Source organism: Streptomyces sp. DG2A-72, assembly GCF_030499575.1.
GTDB lineage: Bacteria > Actinomycetota > Actinomycetes > Streptomycetales > Streptomycetaceae > Streptomyces.
This window is the reverse complement of record NZ_JASTLC010000001.1, coordinates 1,064,651-1,082,086: the sequence shown is the minus strand read 5'-3', so window position 1 is coordinate 1,082,086 and position 17,436 is coordinate 1,064,651. Positions and strand designations below refer to the sequence as shown.

The following is a 17,436-nucleotide window of genomic DNA, read 5'->3' as shown; positions in this document are numbered from 1 at the left end:
ATACACGGGCATCCCGTGGCCGGATCCAGCCGTGAGGTCTATCGGTCGGTGCCACGGGCCCGGTAGGGCTGTGCAGCGGACCGATCCCATCACCTGGAGGTACGCACCGTGGCCGTAAGCCCTGTCAGCACCGCATCGGGCAAGACCCGATTCGACGACATCTACAATCAGCCGGACCCCCGCGCCTACGTCCGCCGACTCGCCCCGCTGGAGTACGAGATACCGCACCACGCGCAGGATGTCTTCCGGGGCACCCGCGCCGACCGGTCCGCGGCCGACGGCACCGACGGCCCCGTCACCGTCCTCGACCTCTGCTGCTCGTACGGCTTCAACGCCGCTCTCCTCAACCACCACATCACACTGGCGGAGCTGTACGCGCACTACACCAGCCCTGAGGTCGACGCCCTCACGCCCGCCGAACTCATCGAACACGACAAGGAGTTCTACGCCTCACGGCGCCGCGCGGACGCTGCCCCGGTCATCGGGCTCGACACCGCTGACAACGCCGTCCAGTACGCCCTGGCGGTCGGTCTGCTCGATCAGGCATATGCCGAGAACCTGGAACACCACCCGCCCAGCCCCCGGTTGCGGCGCGCCGTCGCGGACACCGGCCTGATCACCGTCACCGGAGGGGTCGGCTACATCACCCACCGCACCTTTCAGGCGCTGCTGGAGAGCGCACGGGCGTCGATCTGGGTCAGCGCGTTCGTCCTGCGCACCGTCTCCTACCAACCTGTGATCGCGCAATTGGCAGCCCATGGCCTGACCACCGAGACCGACTCCGCACGGACCTACCCCCAGCGGCGCTTCACCAGCGCGGCGGAACAACGTCGCGCCGTCGAGCAGGTGCTCCGGGCCGGCGACGACCCCACCGGACTGGAGTCCGAAGGCCGCTATCACACCCGGCTTTACCAGTCCCGGCCACGCTCCGAATGACGGACGTCCAGGAGTAGGAGCGGCTGATCGTCGGGCTCCATTCCTGCCAGAGCCGGGGCTGCCGACTGGCCGGCAGAGGGGCGGAGTCGGGTGGTCCGGCCTTTTCGGAGGCCGTATCACCCGTATCGCCCGTATCCTTCGTGGTGACTACGGCGTCACATCCCCGGGCGCCGAACTACTGGAGGCAACACCCCGTGCTGATTGCTCAGCGTCCGTCCCTGGCCGAAGAGGTCGTCGACGAGTTCCGCTCCCGGTTCGTGATCGAGCCGCTGGAGCCGGGCTTCGGCTACACCCTCGGCAACTCCCTCCGCCGTACGCTCCTGTCCTCGATCCCCGGTGCGGCGGTCACGTCCGTCCGCGTTGACGGCGTGCTGCACGAGTTCACTACCGTGCCGGGCGTCAAGGAGGACGTCACCGACCTGATCCTCAACATCAAGCAGCTGGTCGTGAGCAGTGAGCACGACGAGCCGGTCGTGATGTACCTGCGCAAGCAGGGTCCGGGTCTGGTCACCGCCGCCGACATCGCGCCCCCGGCCGGTGTCGAGGTGCACAACCCCGACCTCGTCGTCGCCACGCTCAACGGCAAGGGCAAGCTGGAGATGGAGCTCACGGTCGAGCGTGGCCGTGGCTATGTCTCCGCCGTGCAGAACAAGCAGGTGGGCCAGGAGATCGGGCGTGTCCCGGTCGACTCGATCTACTCGCCGGTTCTGAAGGTCACGTACAAGGTCGAGGCGACCCGTGTCGAGCAGCGCACCGACTTCGACAAGCTGATCGTCGACGTCGAGACCAAGCAGGCGATGCGTCCGCGTGACGCTATGGCCTCCGCCGGTAAGACGCTGGTCGAGCTGTTCGGTCTCGCGCGCGAGCTGAACATCGACGCCGAGGGCATCGACATGGGTCCGTCCCCGACGGACGCCGCCCTTGCCGCCGATCTGGTACTGCCGATCGAGGAGCTGGAGCTCACCGTTCGGTCGTACAACTGCCTCAAGCGCGAGGGCGTCCATTCCGTGGGTGAGCTGGTCGCGCGCTCCGAGGCGGATCTCCTCGACATCCGCAACTTCGGTGCGAAGTCGATCGACGAGGTCAAGGCGAAGCTGCACGGCATGGGCCTGGCGCTCAAGGACAGCCCGCCCGGCTTCGACCCCACCACCGCTGCCGACGCCTTCGGCGCGAACAACGACGTGGACGCCGGGTTCGTCGAGACCGAGGAGTACTGAACGCTGCGCTGTGCCGGGGCGCGAGCGGGGCATTTCATGCACACGTCACCGGCTCGCGGCAGCCGTCGTCACGATAAACCGGCTCTCACCGGTCGAAGGGTGTGCCGGCCGGCCTGATGCGTCCTGATGCGGCGGCCCGAGCGATCGCGCTCGGCCGCCCGCGCGTCCGCGGCATGTACGGGCCTGGGACGGAGCGACCTCGGCGGCGCCCCTGTGAAGATCGGTGTTGTGCCCCCGTAGTGGAAACCCCGTAACTACACTCGCGCCCCATGCGTACCCCCAGCCTCGCCAAGCAGTGGACGAAGATCTCCTCCGCCCTGAGCAGAGGTGAAGGCCCCGGGGGAGGTGGGCTTCCGTGACGGCCGAGTCGAAGTCCCGCCAGAAGGCCCGTCACAAACAGACACGCGACCCCCGCGGCCACTGGCTGTTACTGGCGCTCACCCTCCCCGCCCTGTTCGCCGCCCTGCTCTTCCAGGGCTGGACCGAGCACGAGGTCGATGCCGCGAAGACGCGGTCCCCGTGCACCTCGCCCGTGCCGGATGCCGTGGCGAAGGGCGGGCCGGTGATCGGGATCAACCGCGGTGGGATACAGACGGCGGCGATGCCGCCCCGCACCGTGGCGCTCACCTTCGACGGCGGGCCCGACCCCGTCTGGACTCCGCGCCTGCTCGACCTCCTGCGCACGAACCGGGCACGCGCCACCTTCTTCGTCAAGGGAGCCCAGGCGGCCCAGTACCCCGACCTGATCCGGCGGATCCGTGCCGAGGGGCACGAGATCGGTTCGCACACGTACACCGGCGCTGTTCTCGGCGAGTCCTCGCCGCCCCGCTTCGACGCCGAACTCACCATGACCCAGGCCGCGTTGGCGGGCGCCACCGGCCTGCGCACCAATCTGCTGCGGATGCCGCGGACCACGACACCGGACACACTGTGCGGCCGCGAGTGGCAGGCGGCCCGGCGTGCCACCGACTACGGCTATGTGCTCGTCGCCGCCGACAAGGGGGCGCGCAAGCCGGCGCTGGGGACGGTCAGGCAGTTGAGTCAGACGGCCACCGCGTACCAGGAGGCGAAGAAGCTGCTCGGGAACCGGAACGTCGACCGGTTCACCACCGTGTCCACGGGGCTCGATCTCGTCCCCTACTCCTCCGCCTCCACCGTCGATCGCTGGCAGGGGCAGGGGCTGATCTGGGCCACGGCCGCCGGGCGCGCCTTCTCCACGGCCATGATCTGGACCCTCGGCCTCGCCGGCGGCCTCGGTGTGCTGCGGCTGGTGCTGCTCGCCCTGTTCGCCCGGGCCCATGTGCGCCGGCTGGAGCGGTTCCGGCCGGGGGCGCCCTGGATGCGGGAGGTGACCGGGCCGGTGACGGTGCTCGTACCGGCGTACAACGAAGAGGTCGGCATCGAGTCCACCGTCCTCTCGCTGCTCGACTCCACCCACCAGGCGCTGCAGATCATCGTGATCGACGACGGGTCGACCGACCGTACGGCCGAGATCGCCGAGGGGATCGGGGATCCGCGCGTGGAGGTGATCCGCAAGCCCAACGAGGGCAAGGCCGCCGCGCTCAACACGGGACTGGCGCAGGCGCGGTACGACATCGTGGTGATGGTCGACGCCAACACCGTCTTCGAGCCCGATGCCGTTCAGCGGCTCATCCAGCCGCTCGCGCACGCGGCCGTCGGCGCCGTCAGCGGCAACACCAAGGTCGGCAACCGCCGCAGGCTGCTGGCCCGATGGCAGCACCTGGAGTACGTCTTCGGCTTCAATCTCGACCGGCGTATGTTCGAGGTCCTGGAGTGCATGACGACGGTGCCCGGTGCCATCGGCGCCTTCCGCCGGGACGCGGTGCTGGCCGTCGGCGGGCTCAGCGACGACACCCTCGCCGAGGACACCGACCTCACGATGGCGCTGTGGCGGGCGGGCTGGCGGGTGCTGTACGAGGAGTCCGCCGTCGCCTGGACCGAAGTGCCCACGTCGGTGCGCCAGTTGTGGCAGCAGCGGTACCGCTGGTGCTACGGCACGATCCAGGCGATGTGGAAGCACCGCGGCGCCTTCTTCGGCAGGGGCACGGCCGGGCGCTTCGGCCGGCGCGGACTGCCGTACACCGCGCTCTTCCAGGTCGCCCTGCCGCTCCTCGCGCCCGTCATCGACGTCTACGCGCTGTACGGTGTGCTGTTCCGCGACCCGCTGGAGTCGGCCCTGGTGTGGTTCGCCTTCCTCGGCGTCCAACTCGCCACGTCCGGCTACGCCCTGAGACTCGACGGTGAGCGGCTGCGGACGCTGTGGACGATGCCGTTCCAGATCATCGTCTACCGGCAGCTTATGTACCTGGTCGTCATCCAGTCCCTGGTCGCCCTGCTGCTCGGCAGCCGGCTGAAGTGGCACCGCGTCAAGCGGTCCGGCTCGGCCGCTGAACAGATCGGTGGTCCCGCTCCGTACAAGAGTCTGCGGATGCGTTGACCCTTCGAGCAGAACCAGCGGGACGGGTGGATGAACGACTGGACCGAGCATCCAGGAGACCACCGGGCGGGAGACGGCTGGACGGGAGGCCGCTGGACGCCGAGCGCGGTGCCGGGCGCCGCGCCACCGTCCCCGGCGGTGCCCCCGCCCTCGACCCGCACCGCCCCCCTGCCGGGCATGCCCTCGCCCGCCACCCCCGGCCGCTACGACCAGAGTGCCTACGACCGCCGCAGCCAAGGCCATGGGCGCCGCCGCCCCCGACGCCACCGCGCCGCGCGGACGGCGGCCGTCCTGTCGGCCGCGCTGCTGCTCTTCGTCGTCGGCACATACGTCTGGGCCGAAACCCGCCTCAACCAGGAGGTCGACCTCGGCGCGCTCGCCGGCCGCGCGCCGCTCGGCGAGGGCACCAACTACCTGGTCGTGGGCTCCGACAGCCGCGCGGGCCTGTCCCCGCAGGAGCAGCAGGACCTGAACACCGGCTCGACCGAGGGCCGCCGCACCGACTCGGTGATCCTGCTGCACACCGGGGCCGGCGGCACCACGATGCTGAGCCTGCCGCGCGACTCGTGGGTGACCCTTCCGCCGTACGTCGACCCGGACACCGGCAGGCGCTACGCCGCCACACCGAACAAGCTCAACGCGGCGTTCTCGCTCGGCGGCCCCGACCTGCTCGTCCGTACCGTGGAACGCAACACCGGGGTGCGCATCGACCACTACGCGGAGATCGGCTTCGCGGGCTTCGTGGGCGTCGTCGACGCGGTCGGCGGAGTCGGCATGTGCCTGGAGCGGGCCGTGAAGGACAAGGACTCGGGGGCCAACCTGCCCAGAGGCTGCCAGATCCTCGACGGCGCCGAGGCACTGGCGTTCGTACGGCAGCGCAAGCAGGAGGCCGAAGGCGACCTGGGGCGCACCCGCAACCAGCAGGAGTTCCTGGCCGCGCTCGCGCAGAAGGCGGTCACGCCGTCCACCCTCCTCGACCCGACCAAGTCGGTCCCCACGGCCGACGCGGGCCTCGACACGCTGATCGTGGACAAGGACACGGAACTGCCCGACCTCGTGTCGCTGTTCGAGGCGATGCGGAAGGCCGCGTTGGGGCAGGGCAGCCAGCTCAACGTGCCCGTCTCCAACCCCGATCTCCGTACCTCCAAGGGCAGCGCGGTGAAATGGGACGAACGGCGGGCGCGCGCCCTCTTCACAGCGCTGCGGAACGATTCTGCGGTACCCGCGGGCTAGTCACAGGAACGGCGTTCCCGCGTCGAGCCCGGACAGCACCCGGCCGTACAGCTCCAGGTTGGTGGCCGGGTTGACGAACGAGTGCAGGCTCAGCGCTCGCAGATCGCGCACGGTCCGCTGGATCGGCACGTCCCGGTGCAGGGAGGAGGCGCCGGATGCCGAGCCGATCAGCTCGGCGGCCTCCGTGCACAGCCGCGCCACATAGCCGCTCCCCGCCCGGATCCGCGCCCGTTCCTCGGTCGTGTACGGCTGCCCGCTCGCCGCCCGCGACTCGATCAGCGTGACGATGTCGCCGGTCAGCAACTCGGCACAGGAGATCTTCATCGCGGCCTCGGCCGCCTGCAGATGCGTGACGGCGGCCTCGCTCTGCCGCTCGTAGAAGGTGTACGTGATGCCGCGCCGGTGGATCCGCTCCCGGAACTCCGCCAGTGCCGAGCGCGCCAGGCCGAGCGCGTTCGGCGTCGTCCACGCGCAGAACAGCATCAGCACCGGCATCCGGTAGAACGGGTCGTCCGCGTTGGCCTTGGAGGGGAACTCCCCGCCCAGCAACGGCCCGACCGGCAGTACGCGATGAGCCGGGACGACGACGTCCCGGGCGACGACACTGTTGCTGCCGCTGCCCGCCAGCCCCGTCACATGCCAGTCGTCGAGGACCTCCAACTCGGCCATGGGCACGGCGGCCCACAGGATCTCGGGAGGCCCGTCGCCGGACTCGACCCGTGCGGTGAGCAGATGCCAGTCGGCGTCCTGACAGCCGGTGGCGAAGGGCGAGGTGCCGTTGACGACGTACCCGTCCTCGGTGGGGACGGCCGTGGCGTCCGGGACGAGAGTGCCGCTGACCCGTATGTCCGGGCCGCTGAAGATCTCGTCCTGCACCTCGTCGGGAAACAGTGCCGCGATGTACGCGCACCCCGCCTGGATCAACGCCATGAACCCGGCCGAACCGCACGCGGCGGAGACCTCGGCCAGCGCGTCGACCTGTGTACGCAGGCCGCTCTGATAGCCGCCGTACCGCCGGGGCACGTTCATCCGGAAGACCCCGGCCTCGGTGAGCGCGGCGACGACTTCAGGCGTGACGCGCCGTTCCTGCTCGGTGCGGAAGGCGTGTTCGCGGATGAGGGGACGTAACGCTCGTACGCGGTCGACGAGTTCGGCGTCAGCACCGGGAGGTGAGGATGACGGAGTCATGAACGCACCGTCACCCGGACGACCGGGTGTGTCAACCATGCCTGCCACGCCGGGAGTTGAACCCACCCAGCGAGGTCATCCGTCGGCCGTCGTGGTGCCGTCCCCCAGTTCGTCGGCCGGACAGGCGAGGTACAGGGCCATGGTCGTCCGGTGCTCACGGAGCGGACCCGCCGGTGATCGCGTCGCGCAGTACCGGCCGGTCCGGCTGGGCCCGCAGTCGTGCCGCGGTCTTCGATCAGACGGTTGCGCGTGGGCTGGCTCACCGTCGCCAGGACCTGATGGACGCGTAGATCGGTGATCAGGTGGACCGGTGAGTGGACCGCGACGCGGCCGCCGAGGCGGAGCGCGTCGCGGGCATTCAGCCCGTCCCGCGCGGCGATGATGTCGGTGATCCTCCGGCAGTCGTCGATCAGGGAGGCCACCCTGGTCCGGGCCGGGAGCCGGCGCGGTACGCCGATCCATCCGGGAGCCGTGGAGGCGACGATGTCCTGGGGATCGGCGAAGACCTCGCGAACAGTGCGGAGCAGTTCCGAGCGGACCAGCGCCATGTCCCGGGTCGGGGCGCCCTGGCGTCGGGCGGCGGTGGCGGGCACGCCTTCCTGTCGCCGGAGGAGGCTCGCCATCACTTCGCGATCCAGCTGGAGATGGCGGACGGCCGCTATGCGATGCCGGACGACGCGCTGTCGCCCCGGGTGCGCGCGGCCTACCTCGTGGAGGGGGAGGGTGTGGTCGATCCGGAGGCCTTCGCCCGCGGGCTCGGTGCGGCGCCGGCCGCCGGGAGGTGAAGGTCCATGAGAACGCGGAGGTCACGGGTTTCCGGTCCGAAAGGGGGCGGGTCACCGCGTTGAGCACCGACCAGGGCGAGATTCCCTGCTAGGCCGTCGTCGTCGCGGCCGGTATGCGCTCTCCCCGTCTGCTGCGTGCTCTGGGACACCGACTGCCTCTCCAGGCGGGCAAGGGCTACAGCTTCTCGGTGGAGCTGGACCCGGCGCCTCGGCACACGCTGTACTTCGGCGAGCGCCGGGCCGCCGCCTCACCGATCGGCGGCACCACGCGGATCGGCGGCACGATGGAGCCGAGCGGAAACAACAGCCGTCTCGACTGGCACCGTGTCGTCGCCGTGGCGCTGGCGAGCCGCCACTATCCGGGCCGCTGGTTCGACGATCCCGACGACCTGGTGAGCGGCCACGGCATGCTCGGCGTCACCCTGGGCCCCGCCACAGGGCACCGACTCGCCGAGTACATCCGCACCGGCCGACGCCCCGAGGCCCTCGCACCGTTCCGCTTCGACCGGCTCCGCCGCTGAACCGGAACGCTCAGGTGTAGCGGCGCAGGACGAGGCGGCGTCGGCCGTCCTTTTCGAGTACGTCGGCGTCCACCTCGTAGCCGTTGTCCTCGGCGTAGCGCAGGGCGGCGGCGTGGCCGTAGGCGCGGGCGACCTTGGTCAGCCATCGCTGGTCGTAGCGGGACCTGTCGAACTTGCTGATGACGGCTTCGAAGGTGCCGTCGTCGCCGCGGCGGAAGCCGATGTCGTTGCTGAGGCGGCCGATGTGGGCACGGCGGATGATCACCTCGGCGCGGTCCGGGCGGGCGTCGCCCCGGTAGCCGTAGAGGGGCTGGGGCGTGTCGTGGGTCTCGACGGTGGCGAAGCCGACCGTGGCGAGGGCCTGGACGAGCAGGTCGGGGTCGCGCAGCGCGGTGCGGACGCGGGTGAAGTGTGACATGACGCTTCCTTGGGGTCGGAGACGGGAGGGGCGGCGCCGCCGGGTTCACGCCAGGCGGACGACCGGCTGTCTGTCCAGGACCAGGGTCTGGCGGCGCAGGTCGTAGGCGGTGACGGTGAGGCGCTTGTGGGCGTCGATGCGGAACTCGAGGCGGAAGCGGTCCTCTCCGGCCGCGGCCGGGGGATCGGCTTCCAGGAAGGTGGGGCTGTCCTCGTTGAGCCAGCGCATGGATCGCTGCTGGCGCTGCTGCGGGGTGACGGTGACGGTGCGGGCGCCGCCGCCGGCGTCGAAGGAGATCTCCAGCTCGGCGCTCGCGTCGCGGTAGGTGGCGTGGGCGAGTTCGTAGACGGCCAGGCCGAGTCTGCGCTGCCGATCGTGCACCGCCCTGACGGTGAGCGTCTTGACCGGTTCCTCGGTGGGATAGGCGGTGCCGGCTTCCACCAGGGTCTCGAACTCGTAGGCGCCGGTGTCGTGGTCGACGTGCCGGATGGCGTAGTCGTGCTGGATGTGGTCGAACAACTCGCTGCCGCCCGCGATGCCGGCCGCCCCGGCAGCCACCGCCTCCAAGGGCCGGTCCAGGCGCACCACTTCGGGGTCGAAATGCAGATGCACCAGATCCTGCACGGCGGGAATGAGGCAACTGCCGCCGACGAGGAAGACACCCCGGATGTCCTCGCTGCTGAAACCGCGCCCGGTCGCGGAGTCCAGGCAGGAGCGCAGGGCCTGGTTGATCCGGCGCAGCACGCCCTTGTCGCGCAGGAGGGCGTCGAACTCGCCGCGGGTGACCGTGACCTGGTGCACACGGTCGCTGCGGGCGTCGGCGGCGCGGATGACGGCCTGCTCTGCGGTGGCCAGTTCCCGTTTGGCCCGCTCGGCGGAGGCCAGGAGGCGGCGGAAGACCTGGTTGCGGCCGATCTGGTCGCCGAGCGGCAGGGTGAGATGGCCGAGGGCGTGTTCGGCGAGGAACGCGTCGATGGTGTTGCCGCCCAGGTCCAGGCCCCGCTTCGCGATCGTGCGCACCCCTGCGCCGGAGCCCGCCTCGTCGGGCTCCTGCACGCGGACCACGGAGACATCGAGGGTGCCGGCCCCGAAGTCGATCACGGCGAAGGCGTCGCCGGGGTTGAGCCGGGCGCTGTAGCCGACGGCGGCCGCGGTGGCCTCGTCGACGATGCGCAGGCGGGCGGTGGGAAGCCCGTCGCGGACCTCGCGCACCAGCCAGTCGCGGTAACCGTCGAAGGACTCCACCGGCGCGGTGGCGACGATCTCCAGGTCGTCGTCCTCGATGGTGAGCAGGGCCAGCGCCATGATGTCGCTGAGGAACTGCGTGGCCGCCTCCCGGCCGGTGACCTTGCGGTCGCCGACCGGGCGGGCCGCGTCGTAGGCGTGTCCGGAGACGTTGCTCTTGGTGGACGCGAAGACGGTGAAGCCGGGGTCGTCGTCCATCTCGGGGGTGACCTGGATGCCGAGGCGGCGGGTGGTTCCGTCGTGGGCGTAGGCGATCAGGGAGGGCACCACCCGTTGGGTGGGTCCGGGACCGGCCTCGCGCAGCATGTCGACGCCGGGCAGCGGGATGGGGACGCCGCGGCCCGCCTCGGGGTCCCAGCCCGCGACGACGGTGTTGGCGGTCCCGAAGTCGATGCCGATACGGGTGGTCATGCGTCTCCCTTTCGTTCCTGACGCTCGCCCAGTTCGATCTCGTGGTCGCCCGGCCCCACCGACGCTGCCGCCTCGCCGATCCCGACGTCGTGCCGGAAGCGGTGTTCCAGGCACATCCGCAGCAACCCCAACGCCTGCCGGGACGACTCGTTCAGGACCGGGTGCTCCATCACCGTGGCCACTTGCGTCAGTTCCCCGTGGCCCATCACGCCCATGGGCTTGGCGATCAACGGACGAAGGGCGAGGGCGGTCAGGAGGTAGATGTCGACGGTGCCCCCCTCCAGGCCCCCCACCGCCAGCAGGTCTCCCCTCGGTGACACCCGTGCACAACGCGCCCTGGCACGGGGCTGGTCAGCGAGTAGGGGGACCTGCTCGGAGACGAGGTCTTCGGGCAGGGGCGTGTCACGCGTCGGTGGCACGTCGAGGAGTTGGAGATGCGTCTCCGTGACGGCGAGGAACCGGTCCAGTGCGGGCGACCAGGCGAGGTGGACGGGCGCATTTGCCCCGTACGACCAGGGGCGGGTGGTGATCGGCGCGTCCGAGGTCGTGAGGGGTTCGTGCCAGACATGCAGGCCGCCGGACGCGGTGCCGCAGACAAGGCTGGAAGGCGAGATGGCGGCGTGCCGTATGCCGTATTTCGAGGTTTCGGGGCGAGTGAGCTTGTTCACGGCAGAGTCGGTGAGGTCGGCGACCACGATTTCCAGTTCACCGACCAGGGCGATCAGCCGCCCTTCCGAATCTGCCGCGGAGGCCATCCGGCCGACATATCCCTCCATGCGCAGGATGTCGCTTTCGGTGAGAGCCTCGTCGGAGCTGCCGACGAACACCGTCCACTCGGACGTCTTGCCCGATCTGACATCCCTTGCCGGCGCGATGAAGGCACGGTCTCCGGCGATGCGCTCCACGTCGCGGATATCGCTGTGGCCGAAGCCGAGAGTCCGCGTGGCGCTCTCGTCGGCGTAGTGGATCTGTTTCTGCCCGGCAGCGACCATGGAGTCAGAGCCCAGATGCGCGATCCGCTTGGCCGGATGGGGGAAGTCGTCGTCCAGCCACACCAGCGTCAGGCTGCCGAGATCCACGATCCCCGCGCAGTGCCTGGGCCCTCGTCCCGAGAAGGCGAGTTGTGTGCCGTCCGGGGCGAAGTCGAGAGCGTGCACCGCGATCGGCTGCTCGTCGGTGTCGGTCGGCCAGATCCGGGTGCGGGGAAGGGAGCTGAACGGACCTGCGCCGGCCAGGGCTTCCACGAACCGGGCTACGGCAATCGGGTCCGCGGCACGCAGTGCTTCGAAGACGCGGCGGTCGTCCTCGCCCTTCGGACGCCAGTCACCGAACTCGTCGGCCGTCTGCACCGCTTCGTGCAGCGACATCAGCAGCGTGAGGGACCACAAGCGGTCCCAGTCACGCCGGTCTGCCAACTGCTCCGCCACATACGCGCGTTCGTGCTCGGAGAGGGAGGCGAAGTCCTCCTGCTGGGAACTCTGTCCCGCCAGCACACGCACCACATCCAGGATGCCGAGTCCGCTCATCTCGGCCCGCAGAACCGAGCGCTCCTCGTCGGCGGCGCCCCGGTAGCCCAGCGTCAGGAGAGAGCCGTCGGGATCCAGCGCCCGATACTGCTCCAGCTGCCTGGTACGTACGAAGAAGATGGCTCGCTGGACCGGATCGGCGGGCGCGAGATGGTGCTCGGCGCAGAAGGCCGCCGCCCTGGGGGAGTCCAGCGCCGCCCCGCAGAAGAGGTCGATGGTCTCGGGTGCACTCTGCGCGAGCAGCCGGGCCCGGGCATGTTCGCCGATCGGGTGGTCGAAGCGGAGCGCGGTATCCACGAGCGTGTGCTCTTCCAGGGGTACGTCGTCGTCGCCGAGCGCCAGGCGGCTGAGGGAGCGCACTTGGAGCTCGGAGGTCGTCGGGGCGGGGCCCCAGCGCTTCAGCAGTGACCACAGCTCGGCGTCGTCCTGGTCGAGCCAGTCCTGCCACGCGGCGTCAACGAGCATGGCAGGTACGGGCGTTGAACCCTTCGCGAGCCCCGCCACGAGAGGAGAGGCCCACCGTTTCGGGGACGGCCCGGACACCGACGGCGTCAGCCACGACCGGAACACCGCCTCCTGGCCGTGGGTCTCCATGGAGCGGGCGACGGCGCGCAGGGCCCGGGGCGCGCCGGAATCCGCGGTACGCAACACGGCACCGAGAGCCCAGCGGCCCAGCCCGGAGTCCGGGGTGGCCCGCAGACGCAGCACCAGCATGGCGATCCGTATCCGCATCAGTCTCACTCCGTCCCGTCAGCGCCGAGCGCGATGTCGTGCGGCCCTCCCGGAGACACCGGGCCGGTGCCGAGAGCGATGTCCGCGCCGAAGCGATCCTCGAGCGCGCGTGCCAGCAGATCGAGAGCCTCCCGCACCGCGGGGTCGCCGATCTTCGGGCGCAGTTCCCGTATGCGCCGCACATCGTGCGGTCCGGTGTGCAGCAGGGGCTGTTCCAGCAGTTCGCGTGCGGAGGGCAGATGAGGACTGTGGACCTCGAGGCCGCCTGGGGCGCTGCTTTCGGGTTTGCCGGGCGCCTGCGCGGAAGTGACGATCATGTCTCCGTACGCGGACACCGCGACCGGCGGCAGGTCCTGGGGATGGCCCAACGAGTAGAGCACCGAGGCGAAATGAGCGTCGAGGGGATGTTCCCTCCGCCCCTCGAAGGCTTTCCGAAACGCCGCATCTCCCCTGCTGCCTGTCGCGAGGGTCTGGATCCTGTCGAACGCGCCCTGGTACGAGGGATGTCCGGCATCGCGCGGCATGCCATGGGACGCCGAGAGGAGCTGGACCTTGAGAGGTTCGTCATCCTCGGGCATCGTGATGAACGCCAGCGCATCCGGGCCTAGGAAGCTCATCGCGATCGCGCCGCCGTGCTCGTGGTGGAGCACGGTCCCCTGCTCGTCCACCATGAGTATCCAGCCGTAGGTGGAGATCGCGATCAGCCGGGATTCCGGCAGCGTCGCGATCCAGCACTTGACAAGCTCGGGAAGCCGACGCCGGGGGAGCGCGCCTGCCTCCTCGGTGATCCGGGGAACCGAGACGTACCGGGGCCGGAAGAGGCCGCGGTCGAAGAAGACGAGCCCGGCCGTCGTGACTGCGACAACACCCGTGCTCGCCCGGCCCATTCCCGACATCACCTCCGGGCGTGCCAGAGGCAGCGTGCCGCCTGCGGGATGGACTCGGGTGATGGCATCACCGTCATTGCGCCGCCACAGCAGCGCATCCATCCGGTAGAGCTCGTCGCCCAGATGCAGGATCGAGGTGGCCTTCATTCCCGGCATGAGGACGCCGTTTGCCGGCCCACGCTCTGGCTGCCCGTCAAGAACGTGCACGGTGCTCTCGCCGGTCGCGAGCCGCACGGTCTCCATCAGTTCGGTGGGGATCGGCAGGGCGGTGGAGGCGGGCATGCCGGGCAGCGTCTGCGGCGCGGCCACGGCCAGTTCGGCCTGGTCCGGGGAGAAGGAAGCCGGTCGTCCTGATCCGCCGGCGCACGAGATCACGCTCTTTCGGGGCAGCCTCTCGATGGTGGCGGCCAGCTGCTCGGGAGAGATTTCGGCAAGCGTGGTGAGGAGCGCCCCTCGCTCATCGGCGGGCAGGACACGCGCGGTTGCCGTGGCCTTGGCCAAGGGCAGGTCGAGCGCGAGCCGGCGCAGCTCGTCCCAGCGCCGGTGTTCGGCCAGCTCGTGTGCCAGGTAGTCGAGTTCGTCGTCCGTCATCTCGGCCATGCGGTCACGCCGATCGCCGGTGACCACGACTCGGATGACGTCGGTCTCGCCCGCGGCTGCCATGGCCCTACGCAGCCGCTCTCGCACATCGGGTTCCGCGGCCCGGTAGGCCAGTGCCAGCAGCGCCCCGTCCGGATCCATGGCCTGCCGTTGTTCCCGCTGCCCGAGCAGCGTCAGATACGCGGCTCGGCCGGCGGGCTCCTGCGGCCCCACGGCCAGCAGATCCAAGACGTCGGGTTCGGGCAGGTCGCCGGCCGCCGCCCGTACCGCTTCCAGCGCGGCGGGATCGCCCGCGGCGCACGCCCGTACCAACTGCCGCCAGGCACGCCGGGCGCGGAGCCCGCGGGAGCCGTCGCCCCGTCGGCGCGCGGCGAGTTCGGTCAGCCGGGCGGCGTGGGGAGCGGCGAGCGTCTTCGCCATCCGGCTCACCAGCCCAGCTCGATCTCGTGGTCGCCGGCGACCGCCGTGCCCTGCGTGTCCCCGAGCCACACGTCGTGGCGGAACCGGTGTTCCAGGCAGGTCCGCAGCAGTGTGAGCGTGGTCCGGGACTCCTCGTCCAGCACCGGGTTCTCCAGCACCGTGACCACCGCCGTCAGATCCCTGGGCCGCATCAGTCCCATCGGCTTGCCGATGAACGGGCGGACGGTGAGGAGGGACAGCGCGTAGAGATCGATGTGACCCGGCAGGACGCCACCCATGGCGAGGACATCGCCCCGGGGCGACAGCCGCATGAACGGGCGGGCCCCGGGCACGGCACTGGCGAGCGGGATCGGCTTGGGCACGCGTGTGCCGGGAACCGGCCCGTCGTCGGATGGCGGAGTGCCGAGGACCTTGAGGCGCGGCAGATGCACCGCGATGTCGAGCCCCCGCCGGCTGAGCGCCAGAAGACGCTGCAGCGCGGGCGACCAGGACAGGCCGATCAGCTCTCTGTCCTCCTGTTGCTGCCACAGGCGTTTCGACACCGGTGCTTTCCTGGAGGTGAGCGGTTCGCGCCACACCTGCACGCGGCCCTGGTGATTCCCCCGGACAAGAAGGGACGGCGACATGGCGACGTGCGGCATGCTGTCCCCGGCCGCGGCTGTGCTGTTGCGGAGGGATGCCGCCGCCGTGGGGTCGGTGAGATCGGCGAGCACGGCAGTCCGCTCGTCGAGCACGGCGACGATCCGGCCCTCGGGGTCCAGGGTGGCCGTGAGCCCTGGGTGGTTCCGACCGCTGAACATGCCGGTGTCGACGAGTGGGCCGTCGGCTTCCCCGGTGAACAGCGTCCATTCCCCGTCCTCGGCACGGCCCTGTGCGGACAGCACGATGAAGCGCCGGTCACCGGCGGTACGCCGCAGCTGACGAACGTGGGCAACGCGGCTGGCTCCGAAGGAGAGCGTGTGTCGGCCCTGGCTGTCGCAGTACTGGAGCCGGGTGCGGCCGGGCCGGGTCCTGCCCCGGTCGCGTGCGGATTCCGCGACGACGACTGTGTCGGGCCCCAGCTGCGCGACCCGCGTGGTGGCACCCGTGAAGTGATACAGCCGGGACAGTGTGGTGCTGCCGAGATCGACGATCCCGGCGCACTTGCCGGGACTGGCGAAAGCGAGCCCGCGGCCGTCCGGCGCGAAGTCGAGGTCGACGACGTCGGTGGCCCGCTCGTCCAGGTCGCGGAGCGCGATCCGGGTGTGCGGGGTGTCCCAGGCCGGCAACCCGGTGGAGAGGGCCTTCACCTGCTTGGTCACCGGTCCCGCGGCGAGCAGCGTCTCGAACACACTGCGGTCGTCCGCGCCGGACGGCCGCCAGTCGCCGAACGCGTGGACCACTCTGACGGCGTCGGCGAGCGGGAGCAGCACGGTGAACGGCCACAGTTGGTCCCAGTCGCGCTGCCGGGTGAACTGCCCTGTCAGATAGGCGCGTTCCTTGTGGTTGAGGGAGGCGACGTCCCTGTCCCGACGGCGTTGTCCGGCGAGCACGCGAAGTATGTCGATGCCGCCGAGCCGGGTCATGGCCTCGCGCAGTGCCGAGCGCTCCTCGGACGGCGCGTCCCGGTAGTGGACGGCCAGAAGCGCTCCGTCGGGGTCCAGTGCCCGGTACTGCTCGTGCTGCCCGGTGCGCAGGAAGAACGCGGCGCGTTCCGCGGCGTTGGCGGGGGCGAGGTGGTGGGTCCTGCAGAACGCGACCGCGTGCGGCGCATCCGCGTGCACGGCTGTCGCGCAGAACAGATCGACCGCCCGCGACTCGCCGCAGGTCAGCAGTTTCGCGCGGGCCCGTTCACCGATGGGGTGGTCGAAGCGGACGGCGGCACGGGCGAGTGACAAGGCGTCGACGGCCTCATCGCTGCTGGTCTCTCCGTCGTCGCCGAGCGCCAGACGGCTGAGGAAACGCAGCCGCGGGTCGGACGTCGTCGCTGCGCGGTTCCAACCCCTGAGCAGGGACCACAGCTCGGGCTGGTGTTCGTCGAGCCAGTCGCGCCAACCCGCGTCCACGAGCACGTCGTGCACGGCCGTTGAACTGCTCGCCAGTTCCGCCACGAGCGGGGACGTCCACCATCGCGGGGATGCCGCCCCGGACACCGTCGGCCCCAGCCAGGTCTCCCACACGGTGTCGGGGCCGAGGGACTTGATCGCGCCCACGGCAGCCCGCAGAGCCACGCGCTCACCGGAGTCGGCAGCGCGCAGCACGGCCTCCAGCGCTCTCCGGCGCCACCGGGAGTTTTGCCCGAGAGGCAGCCACAGCATCACCACCGCGATCCGTATCCGCATGGGCCTCACTCCGTGCCGTCCCGGCCGAGGGCGATGCTCTCGTGCCGGGAATGGATACGGACGATCTCGGGGCAGTTCACGTACAGGCGGGATCGGACGGTCTCCCCGCCCAGGTCCAGGATCGCCTCGACGCGATCCGGCCACCTGCCTCGGCCCTGTTCACGAAGGTGCAGCGTGCTTGCGCCGGTGACCACCGCCGCGCGGTGGACCGGCGCGAGCAGCGACCCGTCCGGGTCGAGGGACTGGCGCTGGGCGCTCTGCCCGATCAACGTCAGATACGCGGCCCGGTCGAGGGACCCCTCCGGCCCCACCGCCGACAGCTCCAGCACGTCGGCTTCCAGCAGCTCGGATGCTCGTACGGCGTCCTGTGCCGCCGTGTCCCCGGCCGCGCACGGCCGGACCAGTCGCCCCCACGCCCGCCGGGCCCGCATCCCGCGCGAACCGTCCGCGCGTCGCAGCGACGCCCGCCTCAGCAGCCGGACCGTGCCCGCCTCCGTCAGCCGTGCCGCGCCCGCCTCCATCAGTCGTGCCATCCCCG

At 70.6% G+C, this 17,436-nt stretch carries 13 protein-coding genes; 6 read left to right on the top strand and 7 right to left on the bottom strand.

The window, feature by feature from the left end:
- Positions 1-108 precede the first annotated feature (108 nt).
- The 4 genes from QQY66_RS05350 (at position 109) to QQY66_RS05335 (ending at position 5,844) form a co-directional block, all read left to right on the top strand.
- Positions 109-936 (top strand): hypothetical protein, encoded by an 828-nt coding sequence (locus QQY66_RS05350; RefSeq protein WP_301977916.1) that lies wholly within the window; start codon positions 109-111, stop codon positions 934-936.
- Between the two features lie 194 nt (positions 937-1,130).
- Positions 1,131-2,153 carry a DNA-directed RNA polymerase subunit alpha gene (locus tag QQY66_RS05345; RefSeq protein ID WP_301977915.1) on the top strand — a complete coding sequence of 341 codons (1,023 nt, stop codon included), beginning with the start codon at positions 1,131-1,133 and terminating at the stop codon, positions 2,151-2,153.
- Positions 2,154-2,508: 355 nt separating this feature from the next.
- Positions 2,509-4,611 carry a glycosyltransferase gene (locus QQY66_RS05340; protein WP_301977914.1) on the top strand — a complete coding sequence of 701 codons (2,103 nt, stop codon included), beginning with the start codon at positions 2,509-2,511 and terminating at the stop codon, positions 4,609-4,611.
- 30 nt (positions 4,612-4,641) lie between these two features.
- The gene (locus tag QQY66_RS05335; protein ID WP_301977913.1) at positions 4,642-5,844 is read left to right on the top strand and encodes an LCP family protein; all 1,203 of its coding nucleotides are present in this window, start codon (positions 4,642-4,644) and stop codon (positions 5,842-5,844) included.
- On the opposite strand, the gene QQY66_RS05330 is transcribed toward QQY66_RS05335, so the two are convergent.
- Positions 5,845-7,032 carry an acyl-CoA dehydrogenase family protein gene (locus QQY66_RS05330; RefSeq protein WP_301977912.1) on the bottom strand — a complete coding sequence of 396 codons (1,188 nt, stop codon included), beginning with the start codon at positions 7,030-7,032 and terminating at the stop codon, positions 5,845-5,847.
- 314 nt (positions 7,033-7,346) lie between these two features.
- Between QQY66_RS05330 and QQY66_RS05325 the strand changes: the two genes are divergently transcribed.
- Both QQY66_RS05325 and QQY66_RS05320 read left to right on the top strand, forming a co-directional pair.
- On the top strand, positions 7,347-7,817 hold the full coding sequence (locus tag QQY66_RS05325; RefSeq protein WP_301977911.1) for a hypothetical protein: 471 nt from the start codon (positions 7,347-7,349) through the stop codon (positions 7,815-7,817).
- Positions 7,818-7,930: 113 nt separating this feature from the next.
- A complete protein-coding gene (locus tag QQY66_RS05320; RefSeq protein ID WP_301977910.1) occupies positions 7,931-8,338 on the top strand; it encodes an FAD-binding oxidoreductase in 408 nt (135 codons plus the stop codon).
- Between the two features lie 10 nt (positions 8,339-8,348).
- On the opposite strand, the gene QQY66_RS05315 is transcribed toward QQY66_RS05320, so the two are convergent.
- From QQY66_RS05315 to QQY66_RS05290, 6 genes are read right to left on the bottom strand one after another with little or no spacing between them, the layout of a single operon-like run.
- Positions 8,349-8,756 (bottom strand): DUF1257 domain-containing protein, encoded by a 408-nt coding sequence (locus tag QQY66_RS05315; RefSeq protein ID WP_301977909.1) that lies wholly within the window; start codon positions 8,754-8,756, stop codon positions 8,349-8,351.
- A 45-nt stretch (positions 8,757-8,801) separates the two neighbouring features.
- Positions 8,802-10,412, bottom strand: a complete 1,611-nt coding sequence (locus QQY66_RS05310) for an Hsp70 family protein (RefSeq protein ID WP_301977908.1) — start codon at positions 10,410-10,412, stop codon at positions 8,802-8,804.
- Positions 10,409-12,670: a hypothetical protein gene (locus QQY66_RS05305; protein ID WP_301977907.1), complete on the bottom strand. Its 2,262-nt coding sequence runs from the start codon at positions 12,668-12,670 to the stop codon at positions 10,409-10,411. The genes QQY66_RS05310 and QQY66_RS05305 overlap by 4 nt, the downstream gene beginning before the upstream one ends.
- A 5-nt stretch (positions 12,671-12,675) precedes the next feature.
- On the bottom strand, positions 12,676-14,577 hold the full coding sequence (locus tag QQY66_RS05300) for a hypothetical protein (RefSeq protein ID WP_301977906.1): 1,902 nt from the start codon (positions 14,575-14,577) through the stop codon (positions 12,676-12,678).
- Positions 14,578-14,582: 5 nt separating this feature from the next.
- Complete coding sequence (locus tag QQY66_RS05295) at positions 14,583-16,898, bottom strand: hypothetical protein (RefSeq protein ID WP_301977905.1); 2,316 nt, start codon at positions 16,896-16,898, stop codon at positions 14,583-14,585.
- Positions 16,899-16,903: 5 nt separating this feature from the next.
- Positions 16,904-17,431, bottom strand: coding sequence for a hypothetical protein (locus tag QQY66_RS05290; protein ID WP_301977904.1), 528 nt, complete (start codon positions 17,429-17,431; stop codon positions 16,904-16,906).
- Positions 17,432-17,436: the final 5 nt, after the last annotated feature.